Origin of the sequence: Bradyrhizobium sp. JYMT SZCCT0428, from assembly GCF_018131075.1 — a bacterium.
Lineage (GTDB): Bacteria > Pseudomonadota > Alphaproteobacteria > Rhizobiales > Xanthobacteraceae > Bradyrhizobium.
Map to the genome: position 1 here is coordinate 1 of NZ_JAFCLS010000038.1, position 19,171 is coordinate 19,171.

Annotated in this window: 22 protein-coding genes, 1 tRNA gene and 1 pseudogene; 11 read left to right on the top strand and 13 right to left on the bottom strand. The window is 61.0% G+C overall.

The features are described 5' to 3' along the window. Positions 1-211: 211 nt before the first annotated feature. The 3 genes and pseudogenes from JQ575_RS31080 to JQ575_RS45040 form a co-directional block, all read left to right on the top strand. Positions 212-478, top strand: a pseudogene (locus JQ575_RS31080) (DUF1214 domain-containing protein); the annotation flags it as partial. 196 nt (positions 479-674) lie between these two features. Continuing rightward, the gene (locus JQ575_RS31085) at positions 675-950 is read left to right on the top strand and encodes a hypothetical protein (protein WP_212037001.1); all 276 of its coding nucleotides are present in this window, start codon (positions 675-677) and stop codon (positions 948-950) included. A gap of 80 nt (positions 951-1,030) precedes the next feature. Further along, positions 1,031-1,129 (top strand): hypothetical protein, encoded by a 99-nt coding sequence (locus tag JQ575_RS45040; RefSeq protein WP_312016054.1) that lies wholly within the window; start codon positions 1,031-1,033, stop codon positions 1,127-1,129. On the opposite strand, the gene JQ575_RS31090 is transcribed toward JQ575_RS45040, so the two are convergent. Continuing rightward, positions 1,126-1,392 (bottom strand): hypothetical protein, encoded by a 267-nt coding sequence (locus tag JQ575_RS31090; RefSeq protein WP_212037002.1) that lies wholly within the window; start codon positions 1,390-1,392, stop codon positions 1,126-1,128. The genes JQ575_RS45040 and JQ575_RS31090 overlap by 4 nt on opposite strands. Before the next feature lie 379 nt (positions 1,393-1,771). Between JQ575_RS31090 and JQ575_RS31095 the strand changes: the two genes are divergently transcribed. Further along, positions 1,772-1,951, top strand: a complete 180-nt coding sequence (locus JQ575_RS31095) for a hypothetical protein (RefSeq protein ID WP_212037003.1) — start codon at positions 1,772-1,774, stop codon at positions 1,949-1,951. A 2,391-nt stretch (positions 1,952-4,342) separates the two neighbouring features. Here the strand turns inward: JQ575_RS31095 and JQ575_RS31100 are convergent. Then, on the bottom strand, positions 4,343-4,519 hold the full coding sequence (locus tag JQ575_RS31100; RefSeq protein ID WP_212037004.1) for a hypothetical protein: 177 nt from the start codon (positions 4,517-4,519) through the stop codon (positions 4,343-4,345). Positions 4,520-4,715: 196 nt separating this feature from the next. On the opposite strand from JQ575_RS31100, the gene JQ575_RS31105 reads away from it, so the two are divergent. Next, positions 4,716-5,006 (top strand): hypothetical protein, encoded by a 291-nt coding sequence (locus JQ575_RS31105; protein WP_212037005.1) that lies wholly within the window; start codon positions 4,716-4,718, stop codon positions 5,004-5,006. Between the two features lie 326 nt (positions 5,007-5,332). On the opposite strand, the gene JQ575_RS31110 is transcribed toward JQ575_RS31105, so the two are convergent. The 8 genes from JQ575_RS31110 to JQ575_RS31145 all read right to left on the bottom strand — a co-directional run bounded on the left by JQ575_RS31110 (position 5,333) and on the right by JQ575_RS31145 (position 11,426). Beyond that, on the bottom strand, positions 5,333-5,545 hold the full coding sequence (locus tag JQ575_RS31110) for a hypothetical protein (RefSeq protein ID WP_212037006.1): 213 nt from the start codon (positions 5,543-5,545) through the stop codon (positions 5,333-5,335). Positions 5,546-6,418: 873 nt separating this feature from the next. Beyond that, positions 6,419-6,495 (bottom strand) — tRNA-Arg (locus tag JQ575_RS31115). Between the two features lie 218 nt (positions 6,496-6,713). Continuing rightward, positions 6,714-8,270: a heme peroxidase family protein gene (locus JQ575_RS31120; RefSeq protein WP_212037007.1), complete on the bottom strand. Its 1,557-nt coding sequence runs from the start codon at positions 8,268-8,270 to the stop codon at positions 6,714-6,716. A gap of 205 nt (positions 8,271-8,475) precedes the next feature. Then, the gene (locus JQ575_RS31125) at positions 8,476-8,745 is read right to left on the bottom strand and encodes a hypothetical protein (protein ID WP_212037008.1); all 270 of its coding nucleotides are present in this window, start codon (positions 8,743-8,745) and stop codon (positions 8,476-8,478) included. Between the two features lie 220 nt (positions 8,746-8,965). After that, positions 8,966-9,934: a tripartite tricarboxylate transporter substrate-binding protein gene (locus tag JQ575_RS31130; RefSeq protein ID WP_212037009.1), complete on the bottom strand. Its 969-nt coding sequence runs from the start codon at positions 9,932-9,934 to the stop codon at positions 8,966-8,968. A 46-nt stretch (positions 9,935-9,980) separates the two neighbouring features. Beyond that, on the bottom strand, positions 9,981-10,352 hold the full coding sequence (locus JQ575_RS31135) for a cupin domain-containing protein (protein ID WP_212037010.1): 372 nt from the start codon (positions 10,350-10,352) through the stop codon (positions 9,981-9,983). A gap of 46 nt (positions 10,353-10,398) precedes the next feature. After that, positions 10,399-11,037 (bottom strand): RraA family protein, encoded by a 639-nt coding sequence (locus tag JQ575_RS31140; protein ID WP_212037011.1) that lies wholly within the window; start codon positions 11,035-11,037, stop codon positions 10,399-10,401. Next, complete coding sequence (locus tag JQ575_RS31145; protein ID WP_212037012.1) at positions 11,034-11,426, bottom strand: hypothetical protein; 393 nt, start codon at positions 11,424-11,426, stop codon at positions 11,034-11,036. The genes JQ575_RS31140 and JQ575_RS31145 overlap by 4 nt, the downstream gene beginning before the upstream one ends. Before the next feature lie 133 nt (positions 11,427-11,559). Between JQ575_RS31145 and JQ575_RS31150 the strand changes: the two genes are divergently transcribed. Then, positions 11,560-12,177, top strand: a complete 618-nt coding sequence (locus tag JQ575_RS31150; RefSeq protein ID WP_212037013.1) for a hypothetical protein — start codon at positions 11,560-11,562, stop codon at positions 12,175-12,177. Positions 12,178-12,373: 196 nt separating this feature from the next. Here JQ575_RS31150 and JQ575_RS31155 read toward each other — a convergent pair whose 3' ends face one another. Continuing rightward, complete coding sequence (locus JQ575_RS31155) at positions 12,374-12,580, bottom strand: hypothetical protein (RefSeq protein WP_212037014.1); 207 nt, start codon at positions 12,578-12,580, stop codon at positions 12,374-12,376. A 72-nt stretch (positions 12,581-12,652) separates the two neighbouring features. Next, positions 12,653-13,654, bottom strand: coding sequence for a 2-dehydropantoate 2-reductase (locus tag JQ575_RS31160; RefSeq protein WP_212037015.1), 1,002 nt, complete (start codon positions 13,652-13,654; stop codon positions 12,653-12,655). A gap of 150 nt (positions 13,655-13,804) precedes the next feature. On the opposite strand from JQ575_RS31160, the gene JQ575_RS31165 reads away from it, so the two are divergent. Both JQ575_RS31165 and JQ575_RS31170 read left to right on the top strand, forming a co-directional pair. Next, entirely contained in the window at positions 13,805-14,407 is a 603-nt protein-coding gene (locus JQ575_RS31165) for a YidB family protein (protein WP_212037016.1), read from the top strand. A 60-nt stretch (positions 14,408-14,467) separates the two neighbouring features. Further along, positions 14,468-14,746: a GlsB/YeaQ/YmgE family stress response membrane protein gene (locus JQ575_RS31170; RefSeq protein WP_212037017.1), complete on the top strand. Its 279-nt coding sequence runs from the start codon at positions 14,468-14,470 to the stop codon at positions 14,744-14,746. Positions 14,747-14,893: 147 nt separating this feature from the next. Here the strand turns inward: JQ575_RS31170 and JQ575_RS31175 are convergent, their stop codons facing one another. After that, positions 14,894-15,676: an SDR family NAD(P)-dependent oxidoreductase gene (locus tag JQ575_RS31175; RefSeq protein WP_212037018.1), complete on the bottom strand. Its 783-nt coding sequence runs from the start codon at positions 15,674-15,676 to the stop codon at positions 14,894-14,896. A 280-nt stretch (positions 15,677-15,956) separates the two neighbouring features. Here JQ575_RS31175 and JQ575_RS31180 point away from each other — a divergent pair, with 280 nt between their 5' ends. From JQ575_RS31180 to JQ575_RS31190, 3 genes are read left to right on the top strand one after another with little or no spacing between them, the layout of a single operon-like run. Further along, positions 15,957-17,021, top strand: a complete 1,065-nt coding sequence (locus JQ575_RS31180) for an acyl-CoA dehydrogenase family protein (RefSeq protein WP_212037019.1) — start codon at positions 15,957-15,959, stop codon at positions 17,019-17,021. A gap of 34 nt (positions 17,022-17,055) precedes the next feature. Continuing rightward, positions 17,056-18,216: an acyl-CoA dehydrogenase family protein gene (locus JQ575_RS31185; RefSeq protein WP_192736508.1), complete on the top strand. Its 1,161-nt coding sequence runs from the start codon at positions 17,056-17,058 to the stop codon at positions 18,214-18,216. A 39-nt stretch (positions 18,217-18,255) separates the two neighbouring features. Continuing rightward, on the top strand, positions 18,256-19,074 hold the full coding sequence (locus tag JQ575_RS31190) for an enoyl-CoA hydratase/isomerase family protein (RefSeq protein ID WP_212037020.1): 819 nt from the start codon (positions 18,256-18,258) through the stop codon (positions 19,072-19,074). Positions 19,075-19,171 lie beyond the last annotated feature (97 nt).

Below are 19,171 nucleotides of genomic sequence, written 5' to 3' on the forward strand. Positions count from 1 at the left end.
TCGGCGTAAACAAGAACCAGCTCCTAGCTTCTGATTTCACATTTACATAGTTTCGGCCATGTTTTCATGGCTATAAGCAAGCCACGGGGCAATTCTTGAAGTCGCAATCCGTGAAAGCCTGCGGGAAAGTAACCGCCACCGCGTCTGGAAAGAGGACGCCTTCAAGGTGTCGCGGGCGGCGGATCAGATTTTCGGAACGCAAACTGACGATGACAACCAGACTCGCTCGATGTTGCAGACGCCCCAGCGTTACCCGCGCGCGGGAAGCCAGACGTATCCTTCACCTGCCGCCGTTGCGGAAGTGGACGGCTCGACGACGATCTTTTTCGGCCCAACTAAGCATGCCGCAGCGAAGGATGGCAACTGGATACAGACCACCCCTGGCAAGGGTTGGTTCACCCTCCTTCGCCTCTACAGCCCGCGTGAATCGTTCTTCACTAAGGCTTGGCGGCCCACGGAAATAACGTTGGTCCGCTGAGCCGATGCACAAATACAAGTCCCGGCCAAAGATAAGCTTGGCCGGGACGCAGCATAACGCTGACGAGTGCCACCTACGATTCCTGCAAGCTCGCACGCCAGCAAGATAAGGCGAACTGGCTTAAAATTGCTGAAGAGTGGCAAAAGCTGGCCGAGGAGGTAGATGCGGCTACTGCGACACGCAACGGGTCGAACAAATGAACCGGCTTCGTCGATTCCTCGAAAAAGTGTCGTTTGGCCAATCGCCCTCTCGTGTGGCTTACGCAACGAGCACGGCGGCTTTATCCAAATTGCTGCCCGATGCCGAGTGGACTGAAGATACAACTTTCAACGCAGGCGATGCAATTCTCGCTGATCCCACTCTAAAGAAAGTTTACAAGGAGGCGATTTTAAATGGGTGCGCCATGACGGAGGGGAAAATGGACTACCTTTTTTGTCGCGACCAGCACCCGGCTATCTGGTACCTTGGCTGAAACTTCAGCCGCGTCGCCCTAAGAGAGTTTTGAATACGTGATCGAGTTTCCAAATCCCAGTCGATCGGACGCGGCGCGCCGTGCATTTCTGGGGCTACGATAGCGCTAGCGAGGCCTCGTTTTTTATAAATGAAGACGCTTTGACCAAGACGCTAGCCTTGATGAGGCCGGGTTCTTAAGTGCTTTTGACGCGAGCCGCGATTTGATTATTGTCGCTGCCGCCAAAAAGTATGTCAGGAACACTCAGGGTTCTTACGAACTTGTCGCCAATGATTTTTGAACTGGATCGGCCCGCGCTAGCGGCTCGACGGATGTCGTTGAAAAAACTCACGTCCATGGATTGACGATCCTCTAAACCGTCTACCGCGAGGTTGAGAAAGTCATCCCCAACAGCAATCTGTGGCGCCGCGCCGATTAGCTTTGCCCATTCCCAGTACGACACGGACGCTTATTCCAGCCGGCATTATGGCCGCACCGGATAATGATAAATCGGTCATCACAGGTAGGCGCGGCCGCGCATAACGCCCTTCGCTTTACCGTCAACCGCCAGTTTTCATTTTGCCCACGTGATTGGTCAATTTCATTCAAGACCAACCTCGCGAATCCATAATATTCCGGGCGTTCAAATAGCATTTCAGTGATGTGCCAAGTCACGTAGAAAAATGCACCTCCAATAATCGCGATCCACTAGTTCCGCCCAAAGGCGCAAGTCCATGCGGTGACTGTGATCGGCATCACGGTCGCGGCAAGAGCGACTAGTTAGGATCGCTAATTGGGGAGGCGGAATGGGTCCGCCCTCAACTAGCCATGGAGACTGACAAATGCACGTTGATAACCAGCAGACTTCACTTACCGAAGCCGAATTAGACCAAGTGAACGGCGGCGGTTTTATCCTGGCAGAGATAGGGGTCGTCCTCGGTCTTGCGATAACTGGCGGCATAGCTGCCGGCATCATTTACACGGACAACGTAGGGACTCTAAAAGGCGGCTTGCATCGTTAACGTTGATGCGCAGCATCAACGTTGTTCTCGATATCCGAAAAGGACGTAAGCTACAACTTTCGTTTACCTCCGATGCTTGATCAGTAGAGGCAAGGTTCAAGCCCGCCCCTTCACGCCCGGCGTGTTTTCTCCTTGCCCGGCGAGGTTAGCCTGATACTTGTGGCCCTCACGCGGCCAGAGCAATGTTCACTTTCCGCACTTCGCGCCGCCCTAACCGGCGGGGCTTATTGCACGGAATTTTGCCGGAACGTCTGTGACTGCCCGGCATTGTTTTAGCTTGCGGCCGCGTGGCCCCGGCGCTGAAAGTGACGTTCAACCGGGTTAGGATTTCTTGGCCACGGGAGAAGCACGATGAGCAGGATGCGCTGGCCGATGATGCCCGCCTTTGTTGCGATGGCCGTTATGGCTCTTTTGTTAATTTCGGGGCCGTGGAGTCCGAGATTAGTCGAGAAGGATCCGGCCGGTACGGCTGTTGCCGATGTTGGCGGTCCGCCACGACCGTTAGCGCCGGGAACTCCGATTACTCCCACTGCGTCTGTACCTGAAACTACCCGATAACGGCTACGAACCGGCGGTCACCGCAACGTTGCCCCCCAAGTGACGGGCCGCTCCCGAGGGCTCTCTTTTTCCCGGCCCGCCGGTTCACGCCAGCGGATTTCTCTCCAGGGGTTTGGATATGCTCTCTACGGCCCACACGCGGGCCGTAGCGATGATACCTCTCGACTTAGCCCCGCCCCACCGGCAGGACTTTTTCTTGGGACGCACGCGCAACGCCGCGCCAGCCGAATATGTTGGCTGGGCGGCGTTGGCTTAGGTACTGGGCCCTGAAATCCCCCAGCGTCGTTAGTTCGCTGCGAGCGTGCTGAGGGTTCGATAACAGGTCCGTGAACGAGGTGAGACGCCCGCGGGCCAGTTGCCGCCTGTTCCCCAAGTAACAGCCGCGCCGGCTGAGGGATCTCTATGGAGACGACATGGGAGAAATGGATCGCCGCCACAGAGGACACCGCGCCATGAAATACGATCAACTCAACGACGAACAACTTTCCATCATTACTGGCGGCACGCCCCGAAACGGGGCCGCGGAAACCCCAGGAACGGCAAGGGCACCGGTGGCGGCGACGGACTAGGATGGCTTCGCAACTTTATAAGTGCGGTCGATAAAGCTCTGCGGTTTTGAATGCAGAAGCTGTCTGACGGTCCCGCCGGCTGGCTTTCTCAAGTTTGTGACATGAGTCACGGAAGGCCCTTGCTCCGAATGTCATAGTTCGCGTGCGCTGACCGGCGCACTTGATCTTAAACCTGTTCATTCGGGAGACATCACAATGACCACTCTGAAAAGTGCGATTAAGAACAATCTCCTTTCGGACCCCTGGACGCGGTCGCGGGCGGTCTGAATCCGCAGCCGCTTCCGCCGCGCTGGAATTCACTCAGCAACTTCTCTCACTTCGCGATCAACCAGCACTTCTCGCTGCCCTCTTTCAGCTTCCTGAAGTTCCGCTAGTGCATCGCGGAGCCCGCCGGTTATTCACGCCGGCGGGTTTTCTCCTTGCCCGACGAGGTTAGCCTGATACTTGAGGCCCTCACGCAGCCAGAGCAGTGTTACTTTATTGTTTGTTTGATTTTGCGTCGGGGGCGGGCGGGGTTGTCGACACGCTGCTGCCCTGGCCTTGACCTACGGTCGGACGGTTGGGGAGGTTGCGGTACTAGCGGCGCTTCCGCTCCCGCTGGAGCTACCGCTGGAACTTGCGCTGCCACTTGAACTTGCACTGCCACTTGAACTAGCGCTCCCGCCCGAACTGGCACTGCCTTGCGCGTTTACCAAAGATGTAGAAGCAAGTAGAGCGGAAAAGGCGACTGCGGCGATCCTGTTCATCTTCGGAATCCTTTGATGAGAGTCACGAGTTAACTGACATGTGCCCTGGTATGTTCCGGTCTCGCCGGGCCGCCCTGTTCAATTAGCGGCAATTCGAAAACCCGCCGGTTCCCACTGGCGGGTTTCTCTTTTGTTACCTAGTTTCCACGCATGCCAGACGATGACCAAGACATCCGCCGATCGCTCGCCAGAGCGTTCGACCGAGCGTGGGAAACCTACTACCGCTCCGGGCGGGTGACATTCAATCAGGATGTCGCTCGGACTGAATTGGCAAGGCGTCTTGTGCAGCTTTCGAAACAGGGCATTCGGGACGAAGGAAGCCTCACCAGAGCTGGACTGAACCATCTGTGTCAGCTCCCGCCCGACGGCGGGAAGATCGAACCGTAGCTGCGGCCTGACGTGGGATCAGGCCGCCTCTGGAATGGCCTCGGGTATGGCCGCAGTGATGGCGCGCAGGCGTCGCGCGAGGGTGGCGACCGTGACCTTGACGTTGTCACGTCTTGCCACCAGGGTCCGTGCTAGCAGGAATACCGATGGTCGAAAATGTCAAAGACCTGTGAGCGTTCCTCCTCCGCGGCGATATCGCCATCCAGCAGACCGATGGTGCGGTCGAGATCAGCCAGCAGGATTCTGATCACCCTGGCTTCTCGGATCGCTATTGCACTGGCTGTTTCAGTATGACGCTGCTTGTTCACTGGCGGCTCCCGGAGACCTGGCGTCAATGCCAAGTGGTTTAGGCTAACGATCGCAAGAACCTTGCCAGTTACGGTAACCGCCGATTAACCGTTCGCGGGCAAACTTGCCGGTGACCTTCTGGTGGTCACAAGTAAACGCGTAGGAGCCGTCGCTGTGGGCATCAGCGGCGGCTTTTGCATAGGACTGGGGACGGGAGTGACAGGCGCCGAGCTTAAGAAGCTACGCGAGGACCTTGGCGAGGCGATCGGCCGGCTGCTGAGTGTTAGCGATATGGCCAAGCTTTGCGGTCTCCCGCCGGAGAGCGGCGGCGGCACAATTCTCGAGTGGGAAAACGGCTACGGACCGATTGGCCCAGTAGAGGCGCTTTTGTCACTACTGGCAGCCGGCTCGGATCATTACCCGATCGGCGAGGAAATCATCAGCGAGAGCGACGCCGCCTTTTATCGGTCGATGATGCGGGCCGCGATCATTCGCCGGATCAGTTAAACGCCAGCCTCAGGCGCCGGCAACCTTCGCTAGCCGGTGCGATAGGCGTCCAACGCGTGAGCCAGGAAAACACCTAAGCTGAGGAAGGCCAACACCGCTGCTACGACCTCGGTCACCGGCGGCTCCCCTGGGTCACTGCCATGCCAACGATGGCGGCGGTGAGGAAGTGGCGATAAATCGCATTGAAGATGGAGTTTAGCATGGTCGGTCCCCCGTCGTTTGATGACGAGAGGATGGGGCCGATTTGTTTCCAGGTGATTGCGCGGCGGGGTGGAAAGGTTTGGCGCGATTGGCGAGACGTTGAAAACCGTCGGCGATCTTCGCCGTCAGTCCATGGTCGGGAAGTTCCGGATCACAAATGAGATCTGACCGTCCGGCAGTTGCCGCCACTTCTCGATGACAGGGGTGAAACCGCTCTGCGGTGCCTGATCAATAATTTCGCGGGCCTTGCTACGAGCCGCCGCAAGCGGCAACGTGAATGTTTCTGACAGCCGTTCGCCGGTCATGCGGTCGGCTAAATCACGGGGGCGAACTAGCATGTCGGAACTCCAATCCACGGGCCGCGGACATCTGACCGCGAACTAAAAGTAGGCAATCGACCGCAGTCATCTTGTCCCCGCTTTCCACTGGGCGAGCCAGCAAAAAATAGGCGTATGCCGACATGCATTTTTGCTTTTCCCCTTGCGATACGGTTGCAATTAAAAAGCCAGTGGACTGCGGTGCAAGGCCCGTGCACATCCCCAGCACATCATGAGAGCAAATTCGCAAGACGTCATTCCGTCATCGACCACGGGCGCCCAGCGTAGAAATCAGTAACGCTATGGCGATCAAAGCTACTCTCATGATCCTGCCCCTCAGCCTAGTCTTTCGCAGTTACCTTCGGAGATTGCATCACGCCGCGCTGAAAAAGCAAAGACCCCGAAAATTGGAGCCACGCCGTGGAGTTGGAATGGCAGTTTCGTTGAGCCCTGGGAATACCGGGCCTGCAGGCGCTCGGGGGCGGGAATCGATCAATGTAGCGACGGAGATTAGGCGCTAACGATACGCGATCGAAGATCGCCTGAAATGAAGTAGGTAGCTTACCCAGTGCTTACCGCACTTCGAAACGGTTCCGCCAGAATAGAGAACACATTGAATTCATTGGCGCTCCCTAGGGGAATCGAACCCCTGTTTCAGCCTTGAGAGGGTCATGCCCTGATCCACCAAACCATGCGCCACTCGCGTGAATCGCCGTTGCAGGGCGCATCAACCGAATATCTCGCCGGGCTGTTTATCGCATACCAATAAGAGCAAGTGACCGCAGGAGCAGTGCGGTCCGTCGCCAGTCAGTGGATTGTTGCCCCTGCTGTTGCCCCTACGTCAAAATGGCGATATTGACAGCTGCCACACCGAAACTAAACCATTGATTTAAATGGCGATCCCGGCATGACTCGAACATGCGACCTACGGTTTAGGAAACCGTCGCTCTATCCGGCTGAGCTACGGGACCGCGAACCCACCGAACAGGCAGGCTTCGCGATTCCATACCAGAGCGGAAGCCTGATCGCCAGCCTGCGATTGCACCGCGATTTGGAACGCGCAACCGCTGGATTCCCGGTGATTCTGCCGCCTGGAGCCCCGTTCCGAGGGAGTCGGAACGGGGCTCCAGATTCTTGTTTTGACGCGATTTCTTGACGCAAAGCGGACGCCACTTCGCTGGAGAACGCTCTACACCGTCGAAATGCCGTCGATCGGGCTGATATCGCCGACGAACCGCAAGAGGTCAGCCATGGTGAATTCGCCCGGTGTCTTCGACGGCAGCGTCGGCTTCCAGTTCTTGCCCTTGAGCCACAGATACGACTGGTGGTCGCCATGCACGAGGCCGACGAAGACTTCGGCGATGATCGTGGCGCCGACCGGTCCGAGTTTTTCGCCGCCGCCGCGTTGCTCGGCCTCTTTCAGGATGTAGTACCACAGCGGGGTGTGCTCGTGCAGGCCATGCTTCTTCGCCACCGCGCCGTCGGTACCCTTGGCGATCTCGGTCGAAGTCAGCGGGTTTTTGATCCGCATCGCCTTGGCGACATCCTGTCCCGACGGCAATCCGAGCAGCACGCCGCGCTTCAAATTGCGGAACGGCAGGCTGCCGCCGCCGCCCGGCAGCGTATGCAGTTGCGGCACCACGAACGGATCGAGCTTGCGCGAGGGATTGAGCCTGACGTCAGCGGGATTGGTGGCCAGCACTTCATGGTAACGCCGCCAGTCGATGATCCAGTTGCTGGACAACAGCGGGATCGGTAGCGGCGGCACCGGCGGATTGGGCGCGAGATCGCCGATGATGCCGCCGGACAGACCGGTGAAGCTGAACAAGAGTTCGAGTGAGGCCGGAACGATTCCGCCAGGACCGGGCGTGAAGATACGGTTGTGGCTGTAGACCTCGCGCACCATGCTATGGCCGAGCCGGTAGGCGGCCGCGGAAAACTCGACCGGCATATAGGGTGTCTTCTTGAAGCGGTAGAAGCGGCGCCCCTGTTCGAGGATTTTCGCAACGATACCCTTTTCGGTGATGCGCTCGACGAAATCGTGCAGCACCATCCACTGATAGTGCCAGGTCACGATCTGGCGGGCCTCCGCAAAGATCTCGCCAACCGGCGTTCCCTTCGCCGCCAGTTGATCGCACACCTTGTTGTGGAATTTCAGCATCGCCAGATGGGTCTGCGCGACCACGAGGTTTTCGTCGTTACGATGGTCGCCGATCAGCGCAAAGCCTTCAGGATTGCGCGGCAGATCATTGCGAGGGGTGATGGTTACATTGCCGGCCGGCACACTGATGGTCTTGCCGATCAGAAGTTTCGGACCAGGCGTCTTGCCGTCGAGGTCGCCGGGATTGCGCGCGTAAAGCTGCCGGCTGCCATCCGGACCAAGGCCATAGACATTGTCCAGATCGAGCGCGGGCGTGCGGAAATTTTCGACCGCGTTGGGATCGGATTCCTTCTCGCCGAACGACGTCAGATCGAGCGTGATGTCGTGATCGACGAACTGCCCGAGATAGGTGAAGCCGGCCGGCACCTTGGTGTTGTTCCCGGCGGGGTCGCCGGGGTTCGGGTCTTTCATCGCGTCGGCGAGTTCCTGCAGCGGCTTGTCATCGACCGCCAGCGGCTCCAGGGTCGGAAACATCCGACCGAACATGCCGGGATCGTCATGCCCGGAAAGCGTATCAAGAAATTGTCGTGTCGGATGACGGCCAGCTTTGCCATGGCCGGGCTGGACATTCACTTCTGTTGCCATCACGTTTCTCCAATCAGGAAAATGCTGCGAGGAGAGGGGCGCCAGTTGAGTCGTCTCAGTTCCTTAAAATACCATTCGAAATTTCAGCATTGCCCCTCTGGGTGAGTGACATCAGCTATAATCCCATAGATTGTGGCAGATTGTTGCGTGGTTCACACTTCGCCGCGAAGTTTGCTGCGTCAATAGCGCTCAGGGTCACTAGCGCTCAGGCGATTTCGAACTCTTTGCGGATTTCGGCGTCGGTGTAGAAGCAGATGCCGCCGTCGAGATCGTGGACCAGCCACTCACCGAGATAGACGATCTGCGCGCCGCTCCGCCGCTCGTGTCGAAGCTCGAGCTGTCCGTCGTCGCTGCGTTGAAGCGAGCAGCTCGACTGCACCCAGTTCGGCCATTCGTAGAGCGGCTGCCCGGTGAACTGCCAGGCGATCAAGGCCGTATTGCTGGGACGGGGCTTCAACGTGAGTGTGCTGTTCACAACGATCTCCGAAACGGTGACTTTTCGTAGCCTGACAACGCGCGGTAGCCATAAAGGTTGGGCGCGGTTCCCGGAACTTCGCCACGAGTCGGCCGCTTTTCCTATGCGTCTTTGGGATAGGTCCGGAATCATACGGGCACGTTGCGGCAGGCGCCGCAGCCGACCTGCCGGGCGGCCGCCGGACTGCGTCCCGAAAAATCAGGAGGATGAGAACCGGTCCCTACGCCTTGATGTTGTTCTCGCGCACGACCTTGCCCCATGCGCTGACCTGCTTGGCGAAGAACGTGCCGAAATCCTTGGCGTCGGCCAGCAGCAGCGTCATTTGCTGCGTCTCGCGCAGCTGCGCCGCGACCGCGGGCTCGCTCAGGATTTCGCGGACCGGCTTCGCGAGGCCATCGATGACATCAGGCGGCGTACCCTTGGGCGCAAAAATGCCCCACCAGGCCAGCGTCTCGGAATCGGGGTAGCCGGCTTCGATCCCCGTCTGCGTGTCCGGGAGCGATGGCATCCGCTCGCGTCCCAGCTGCAGGATGGGACGAAGCGTATTGGTCCCCAGCTGCGCCATGATCAGCGCCGCCGATCCCGCGATCAGGTCGACATGTCCGCCGAGCACGTCGTTCATGGCCGGTCCGCCGCCGCGATACGGCACATGCGTGATTTCCACGCCGGCCTGCTTCGCGAGCATCGTCATCGCCAAATGGCCGAGGGTGCCGATGCCGACGGATGCGTATTTGATCGAGCCTGGCTCCTTTTTCGACGCGGCAACGACATCGGCAAACGTCTTGAAGGGCCGGCCGGCGTTCGCCGCGATCACATAGGGCGCGGTGCCGACGAGAAACACCGGCATCAGATCCTGCTCGACGTCGACCTGCGGCTTTTCAAGAATGGATGGGATCACCGCGTGAGAATCGAAGGTCACGAGAAACGACGAACCATCAGGCGGGCTCTTGGCCACCTGCGCCGCGCCGAGCGAACCGGCGGCGCCCGACTTATTCTCCACCAGCACGATACGGCCGAGCTTGGTTTGCAAATGAGACTGCAGCAGCCGCGCCAGCGCGTCAGTGGAGCCTCCCGGCGGGAATGGCACCACCAGCGTCATGTTCTTCGCCGCTTGCCCCAAGGCCAGCGACGGCGCGAAGGTGAATGCGGCCGACGCCGCCAGCATCGACCGTCTCGTGATCTTCTTCATTTCTCTCCCCCTGATTGTTGCTGCGTTTGTTTTTTGTTTCGCAGGTCTATTGATTACCGAAGCCCGATCCCGGCTTTTTGTATTCCGGCCGCGGCGGACTGAAGATATCGAGCACGCGGGCGCCCTCCGGCCCGGCGCGCATGGTGTGCGGCACGTTTCCCGGCGTGCGCCAGAAATCGCCCTTCTTCACCGTAATCTCCTCATCGCCCTGCACCCGCACGGCTGAGCCTTCGAGCAGCACGCCCCATTGCTCCTCGGGGTGATGATGCAGGGTGCCTTGCGAATGCGGCGCCAGCGTCACCACCGACAGCATGGCCTGCTCGCCGGCGAAAATGCGCGTGGTGAGACCCGGCGCGAGATCGCGAAACAGACCGTCATCCGGGTTGTCCAGATTGTGAAACTCGTCCCTCTGACTCATCGTCGCTTCCTCAACGTCAGTTGTCCCAATGTCCGTTGCGTCTCGATCATGATTTGCCGTAGGAGCCCTGATAGCGGCCTTCGCGGATCGCCACCAACGTTTCCTCTTCTCGCCTGGTCTGGGCGCGCACGGCCTCGAGCAACGAAGGCGCGATCGCAGCCGGAAAGGACACCACGCCGTCCTCGTCCCCCACCACGATATCACCCGGCGATATCACCGACCCGCCGATCGAGACCGGCACATTGATTTCGCCGGGGCCGCTCTTGTAGGGGCCGCGATGAATAACCGAACGGGCAAAGCACGGAAAGTCGGACGCGGCGAACGCGGCAACGTCGCGGATCGCGCCGTCGATCACATAGCCCGCTGCACCCCGATACTCGGCAATGTTCTTCATGATCTCGCCGACCAACGCCCGGCTCTCGTCGCCGCCGCCATCGACCACGATCACGTCGCCGGGCCCTACCAGTTCGAGCGCCTTGTGAATGGCCAGATTGTCGCCAGGCCGGGTGCGGACGGTAAAGGCAACGCCCACCAGCCTGCCGCTGCGATGGAACGGCCGCAGCCCCACGGCGCCCGGCAGCCGGGCAAGGTTGTCGCTGATAATCGATGTCGACGCGCTCCTGAATGCCTCGATCAGGTCAGACGCCGGCTTTGGCACGCTATCCATGGCAATGGTGACGCTCATGCAGTTGGTTTCCCGTGATGCTTCTTCTTGTTCGCGGACATCTTTGATAGCGCCAAACCCAGGCAATCAAATACCTTTTTGCACAGATTGATATGCCCAAATTCTATTCCAATGGGTATTGCATCGGGTTCGCGTGAACTCGCCGGGAAATCCGGCGGCGGATCGAACGGATTTTCATCGGATGTGAGCTCGCGCCCTTCGTTGTGCACGATGTTCGCGCGAAACCGCACCGGACCGGCGCTGGGAATAAATGGCAAAGTCCTGCCACAATGCATCAACAGGGGTGACTGCGGCGCAAGCCGCCTCCGGCCGGCTTCCGCCCAATGGTCCAAGCCCCTTTCGCGTTGAATTTCCAGACTAAATTCCAGCGAACCGCCGGTGAGTTCCATCGATCGCAGGCAAGAAACCAGTGCTGGGAAATCGCGAGGTTCCGGGGGTGACAAGGCCTCTCAAAATGGCGACAATCCGTTTAATCCATGACCGCAAATCAACTTTGGAACTCACGTTGAGGAAACTTCGTCCGTGATTGCGTTACCATCATCGCTGCTCGCTATCGCAGCCGTCGCCGGCCTCGTCGTGCTGGGCCCGGTGCATGCGCATGCGCAGTGGTGGCGCGGCACGCCGGTCGATTTCGAATCTTGCGCTGACGCCGCCGAGAGGGCGAAGACCAAGGAAGACAGGACGTCAGCGCTTGCCGAATGCAACGCGAAGTTCGCCGGCCGCCGCAAGCCTGGCGGGGGCTACACCTATTACGACTTCATGCAGGACCGGACCTTCGACATCGCGGGGCCCAACCCGACGCCGGAAGAGCAGAAGAAGATCGACCAGCAATATACCGCCTATCTCGAAAGCCAGCGCCGCAGCAGCATCGCGGCGGCCTTGACGGCCAAGCAACAACAGCAGCAGGAGCAGGAATCGCAACGCAGCGTGCAGCAGGTGGCGTTGCGAACCGAAGTCGAAAAAATCCCGGTGCCGGTGGCAAGCCCGGTCAAGCAGGCCGCGCGCATCAAGGCTTCCAACTGCAAAAAAGATTCCTTCTCCTGCGAATGGCCGCGACTGTCGCAAAGCATCGACGATCTGAAGAAGCTGTTCGGCGCGACGCCGAGCAACCCGACGCCGAGCAAGCCGAAGCGGGGCTGACTTTCTTACCTCGCCCCGCTTGCGGGGAGAGGTCGGATCGCATCGCAGATGCGATCCGGGTGAGGGGGGTACAGGTCCCTCAACTTGCATCAGCATTCGTGGATAGATGCCCCTCACCCCAACCCTCTCCCCGTAAGAACGGGGCGAGGGAGAACTCCTGTCAATCCGTCATCACCATCGCATCAACAGCACCAGTTCACCGGGCTCGCTTGCTCCGGCGCAGCGGCTTCGTCACTGGCGCGACCGCTCTATGGGCCCGCGCCGCGGCGGCCCGCTGCTCCTGCAGTCGTGCCTCATAGCCCGGCGACGGCGTCGCAACGGGCGGCACGGCATACGCGGGAAGCACGGATACAAAGCCGAGAACGGCGGCGATCGCCAGAGAGGCTGTTCGTGTCGGTTTCATGCCGCTTCTCCCAGTGAACGCTCCAGGCAAAATTCGCGCAGCACCGGCGCCATTTCATGGCAACCCGTCGCTTCAGCTGCGGATCTGATCCGGTGTCAGCCCCGGCGAACCCTGGCCGGCGGCCTCGGCTTTGCGGATCAGTTCGACGACCCGGCGCGACAGCGGCACGTCCAGCCCACGCCGAGCGGCAATCTCGGTGATGACGCCCTGAAAATAGTCGATCTCGGTGCGGCGGCCGCGCTGCAGATCTTCCCACATGGAGGAGCGCGCCTCGGGATCGATCTTCATCGTCCGCCCCAGCACGGCTTCGAAGATCATATCCGGCAAACGCAATAAAGGCGGCAACCAGCCTGCCGGCAGCGGCGTCGGCGAAACCGGTTTGATGCCCTCTGCGCGCATCGCCGCCAATCCTTCCGTCACCTGGTCCGCAAACAACCGCCGCCAAGGCCGCTCCGCGAGTTGGCGGCGCAGCGGCAGATCGGCCAGCGCATTGAGCGCGTTGTTCAGATTGAGCAGCAGCTTGCCCCATTGCACGCCGTCGATATTGCCGGTCGGGCGCATGTTCAATCCGGGCACTGAAAGCTTTTCGGCGGTACCGGCGGCGTCCTGTTCGATCGCGATGTCGCCCGACGTCGCGCGATGAAACCGCCCTTCGCCTGCCGTGACCACATTGAACGGCACCATGCCGCCGAGCACGCGCCGGCCGGGCAAGCGATTGCGCAGCACCGCGGCATTGCCGACGCCGTTCTGCAGGCTGACGACAATGACATCTGATGGCGCGTGCCGTGCGATGATATCCGCCATGTCAGCGGTGTCGGCGCTTTTGACCGTGACCAGCACAACGCCAGCATCCGCAAAGATCGACGGATCATCCGACAATTTCAGCGCCTTCGCTTCGATCGTCCGGTCAAAACCTTCAAAGCTCGTCGGCCGCAGGCCTTTGGCCTCGATCTCGGCGATCACGCGCGAACGTGCCAGCAATGCGACACGGCGGCCGCCGGCCGCCAGCATGCCGCCGACGAAGCAGCCGATGCTGCCCGCGCCCGCCACGCCAATCGTTCGGCCTGCGTTCATCTTCAAGTGTCTCTATTGCCGGCCCTTCGATAGCAGAACCGGCACCCGGTGCCTATCGAAGGCGCAACCGCTTGTCCGGGCGCGCCTTGTAACCGTCATGGGCCACCGTTATGTTTCGCCCGGGGGCTGACCACGCTGCAGGAGACGACCATGGGTTTACTCGACATACTCAACGGCATGCAGAACGGCCCGCGCGGCCCCGGCAATCCGAACGCGCAATCGGACAGCAAGGAGGGCATGTCGCCGATGACCATGGCGATCCTGGCCCTGCTGGCCTGGAAAGCCGTGAAACATTTCGGCGGCAGTCAGCCCGGTGCAGCGCCCTCGGCGCCTTCTGCCCCGCCGAAACTGCCCGGCAACGTGACCGCAGGCCTGCCCGGCGGCCTGGGCGGCGCTGCGGGTGGAGGCGGTCTCAGCGATATGATGAAGGGCGGCCTCGGCGGCTTGCTCGCGGGCGGCGCCGCCGGCAGCATCCTCAGTGGCGGTCTCGGCGACCTGCTCAAGCAGTTTCAGGAGAAGGGCCAGGGCGACGCGGCGAGTTCATGGGTCAGCAACGGCCCCAACAAGGACATCGCACCGGGCGATCTCGCCAGCGCGCTCGGCGCCGACCAGATCGAATCGCTGACCTCGCAGACCGGCATGTCGCGCAATGATCTGCTGCAGGGTCTCAGCCAGTATCTGCCTGACGTGATCAATCACCTGACCCCGGACGGAAGGCTGCCGGACGAGAACGAAATCTCAGGCCGGCTTTGATACCGCGGCGCGCTCGCGCGCCGCATTCTCCCTCATAGAACATTGCAAAGGACCATCGCCATGGGTGGCATTATCTGGGTCATCGTCGTCGGCTTTGTCGCCGGAATTATCGCGCGCCTGCTTTCGCCCGGCCCCAACAACCCGAGCGGCTTCATCCTGACCACGGTGCTCGGCATCGTCGGCGCGTTTCTCGCGACCTTCATCGGCCAGGCGCTGGGCTATTACAGCCCCAATCAGGGCGCCGGCTTCATCACCGCCACTGTCGGCGCGCTGATCGTGCTGTTCATCTGGAACCGGCTGGTGGCCAGCCGCGTGATTTCGGATCCGGGTAACAGATAGAAAAACTATCCGTCGTCCCGGCGAACGCCGGGACCCATACTCCGCGACCGTCATTGTTTGCAGAAGGTCTCTAACGCCGGAGCTCTTACAGCAACGTCACGGCGTATGGGTCCCGGCTCAAGGCCGGGACGACAAATGATTGCATCCTCACAAAACCAAATGCATCCCCGCGTCCATGCGCACGAATTCGCCGGTCATCTGTCCCGACGCCGGCAAAGCGAGGAAGCAGACGAGCTGCGCGATATCGTCAGCCGTTGAGGCCGTCTTCAGCGGCACCTTCGCGATCACCGAATCCCGCACCGCCTTGGCGCCGGCCTCGCCGCGGCCCTTGGTGAACCAGGGCGTATCGATGTAGCCCGGGCATACCGTATTGACGCGGATCAACGGCGCCAGTGCGCGCCCCAGCGATTGCGTCATGGTGTTGAGCGCGCCCTTGCTCGCGGCATAGGCCACCGACGAGCCGCCGCCGGAAATGCCTGCTACCGACGACACGTTGACGACGGCGGATGCCCGCCCGGAGGCCTTGGCACCCGCTTCGAGCTGCGCGCGCGCGGCGCGGATCATCTGGAACGGGCCGATGGTGTTGACGGCGTAGATGCGCTGGAAATCTTCCGCCGTCAGATCATCCATCTTGTCGTGCGGCACGTGCTTGGTGGTGCCGGCATTGTTGACCAGCACGTCAAGCCGTCCCCAGGCTGCGGCGGCCGCGGCGATCTTCTTGCAGTCCTCGTCGCGCGAGACGTCGCCCTGCACCACGATGACTTCGGCGCCCGCCGTGCGGCAGAGGTCAGCGGTCGCTTCGGCCTCGGCCTTGCTGTTGGAATAATTGACGACGATACGCGCACCGCCCTTGGCCAGAATGGCCGCGGTCGCAGCCCCAAGGCCGGATGCCGAACCCGTTACGATCGCGCACAAACCATCCTTCGACATCCGCATTTCCTCTTTTTGTTTTGAAACTTTGTTCGAACCGTCCATTTCCGCGTCTACCATATCGTGCGGCAAGGTCCCTGCAAATCGGGGAAGTCCGTTGCGCGGAATTTATTCTTCGCCTGTCGATCTGTATGCCGCCGCCGCAGGCAGCCCTGCGGGCAGCGCTTGTCAGGGCTATGGCTTTTCCGCATCATAAAGCGCAAGAAAAGACTGCACCCAAGCTTGGCGGAACAGCCGGGCCCAGTGCCAATAAGCTGTGCCAATCAGGATGAGGAACGCTGTGGCGGAGAGTGAGAACATCGTTGCCGAGACCGCGGAGAAGATCTTCGCCGATCTCGCCGACGCCCAAACCATCAATCGCGACAAGAATGGCGCGTGGAAGGCCCCGCTTTGGCAGGCGCTGAGCGAGTCCGGCCTGCCGCTGTCCTGGGTGCCGGAGGATTGCGGCGGTTCGGGCGCGAGCCTTGCCGAAGGCTTTTCCGTTCTCAGCGCAGCCGGACGTTTTGCGGTCGCGGTACCGCTGGCGGAGACCATGCTGGCGGGATGGCTGCTGGTGCAGGCGAAAATCTCCTCGCCCGACGGCGAAATGACGGTCGCACCCGCAAGCCCGAAGGACCGCATCACGCTCAACGCCGATGGCAGCCTGTCCGGCAAGGCCCGCGGCGTGCCGTTTGCGAAGGCCGCCAAACATATCGCGGTGATCGCCGGCGATGCCAAGGGTCTATCGATCGCGCTCGTCGATGCCGGCAAATGCCGGATCGATTCCGGCCTCGGTCTCGGCGGTGACCACAGCGACACCGTGACCTTCGACAAGGTGCAACCGGTCACGACCAAGCCGGCGCCGAAAGGATTTGAGCAGACCCATCTGATGCTGATGGGCGGCGTCGCACGTAGCTTGCAGATCGCGGGCGCGCTGGAATCGATGCTGGAAATTTCCGTGCGCTATTCCAACGAACGCGTCGCCTTCGAGAAGAAGATTTCGAAATTCCAGGCGGTGCAGCACAATTTGGCGCGGCTCGCCGGCGAGTCGGCAGCGGCGCTGGCCGCGGCGACCTCGGCCGCGGATGCCATCGCCAACGCCACTTCATTCAACGACGAAGTGTTCCTTGAAGCCGTCGCGGCGAAAATCCGTTGTTCGGAAGCAGCCGAAAAGGGCGGCGGCATCGCCCATCAGGTGCATGGCGCGATCGGCTTCACCATCGAGCACATCCTGCATCGCTATTCGCTGCGGGCGCTCGGATGGCGCGACGATTTCGGCTCTGAAAGCTACTGGGCGGTCGAACTCGGCAAGCTTGTAGCTAACCGCGGCGCCGATGAATTGTGGCCGCTGGTGGCCTCGCGCTGATTCTCATAACCGTTTGCCTGCATAGAGACGCACCATGACCGCAGCCCTCCGTTTCGATCCGATCCGCCTGCCGCCCGAATGCGAACAGCTTCGCAAGGAAGTGCGCGCCTTCCTCGCCGAGGAGATCGCCGCCGGCACCTTTGATCCGCACCAGCCCAACCGCGAAGACACCGACGCGCCGGAATTTTCCCGCCGGGTCGGCGCCAAGGGCTGGCTCGGCATGACCTGGCCGAAGAAATATGGCGGCCATGAGCGCTCGTTCCTCGAGCGCTATGTGGTCACCGAAGAGATGCGCGTCGCCAACGCGCCGACGCGGCGCTTCTTCGTCGCGGACCGTCAGAGCGGCCCGGTGCTGCTGAAATACGCGCCCGAGAACATCAAGATGGACATCCTGCCGCGCATCTGCCGCGGCGAGGTCTGCTTTGCGATCGGCATGAGCGAGCCGAACTCGGGCTCCGACCTGTTCGCGGCCAAAACCCGCGCCACCAAAACCGACGGCGGCTACCTGATCAACGGCACCAAGATCTGGACCTCCTCGGCCCACATCGCCGACTACATGATCGCGATCTTCCGGACGTCACCGCCCACGAAAGAAAACCGCCGCCACGGCCTGACGCAGTTTCTGGTCAAGATGAAGCAGCCGGGCATCGAGGTGAACCCGATCCAGCAGATCACCGGCCAGTACGAGTTCAACGAGGTTGTTTTCACCGATTTCTTCGTCCCCGAGGATCACGTGCTTGGCGAAGTCGACGGCGCCTGGAAGCAGGCGACCTCCGAACTTGCCTATGAACGCTCGGGCCCCGAGCGTTTTCTGGAAACCTATTACGTGCTGACCGAACTGGTCCGCGCGGTCGGCAAGAACCCGGACACCCGCAGCGCCGAGGGCATTGGCCGGCTGGTGGCGCAGTTGCACACGATGCGGCGCATGTCGGTGTCGGTGGCGGGCATGCTGCAGGCCGGCAAGGAGCCGGTGGTGGAAGCCTCCATCGTGAAAGACATCGGCACGGTATGGGAGCAGGCGCTGCCGCACCGGGTGCGCGATCTTGCGGCGTTCGTCGAGGAAACCGCCACCAACCGCGAGACGCTGGAAAACCAGCTTTCATTTGCGATCAAGACCGCACCAAAACTGACGATCCAGGGCGGCACCACCGAAGTGCTGCGTGGCATCATCGCCCGCGGACTTGGCTTGCGCTAGCGCGCAACTTGGCTTGCGCTCATTCAACGAGGAAACAAAATGACAAAATACACTGATATCGGCGTCGAGAAGCACGGCCATGTCGGCCTGATCGAAATCCAGCGGCCGCCGCTGAACTTCTTCGACATCTCGCTGATCAACCAGATCGCGGATGCGCTGGAGGAGTTCGACAAGGATATCGAAATCCGCTCCTCGGTGCTCGCCGCCCAGGGCAAGGCGTTCTGCGCCGGCGCCAATTTCAGCGATCCGAAGCGGCAGGAGCAGGAAGCCGCCGAGGCGGCAGCAGCCAAAAAGGGCGATCCCGCCGACAGCCTCGGTTCGATCAACAGTCTCTATCTGCACGCGGTGCGGATCTTCCGCGCCAAGAAGCCGGTCGTCGCGGCCGTGCATGGCGCAGCCATCGGTGGCGGCCTCGGCCTTGCGGTCTCTGCGGACTTCCGCGTCACCTGCCCCGAAGCGCGCTTTGCCGCCAACTTCACCAAACTCGGTTTTCATCCGGGCTTCGGGCTCACCACGACGCTTCCCGAACTGGTCGGCAAGAACAACGCCGAGCTGATCTTCTACACCAGCCGCCGCGTGACCGGCGAGGAGGCCACCAGAATGGGCCTCGCCAATATCTGCGTGCCGCAAGATCAGGTGCGCACTGAAGCCATGAAGCTCGCAGCTGAAATCGCCGAATGTTCGCCGCTCGGCCTGCTCTCGACCCGCGCCACCATGCGCGCCGGTCTCGCCGACCGCGTGCTGGCCGCGACCAACCACGAGCTCGCCGAACAATCGCGCCTGCGCGCCACCGAGGACTTCAAGGAAGGCGTCAAGGCGACGGCCGAGCGAAGGGTCGCGAACTTCAAGGGGCGGTAGGCTCTTAGACAGCGTCGTGGGCGCGCACCGCTCTCTCAACACGTCGTCCCGGCCTTGAGCCGGGACCCATACGCCGTGCACTCTCGGTGAGAGTACC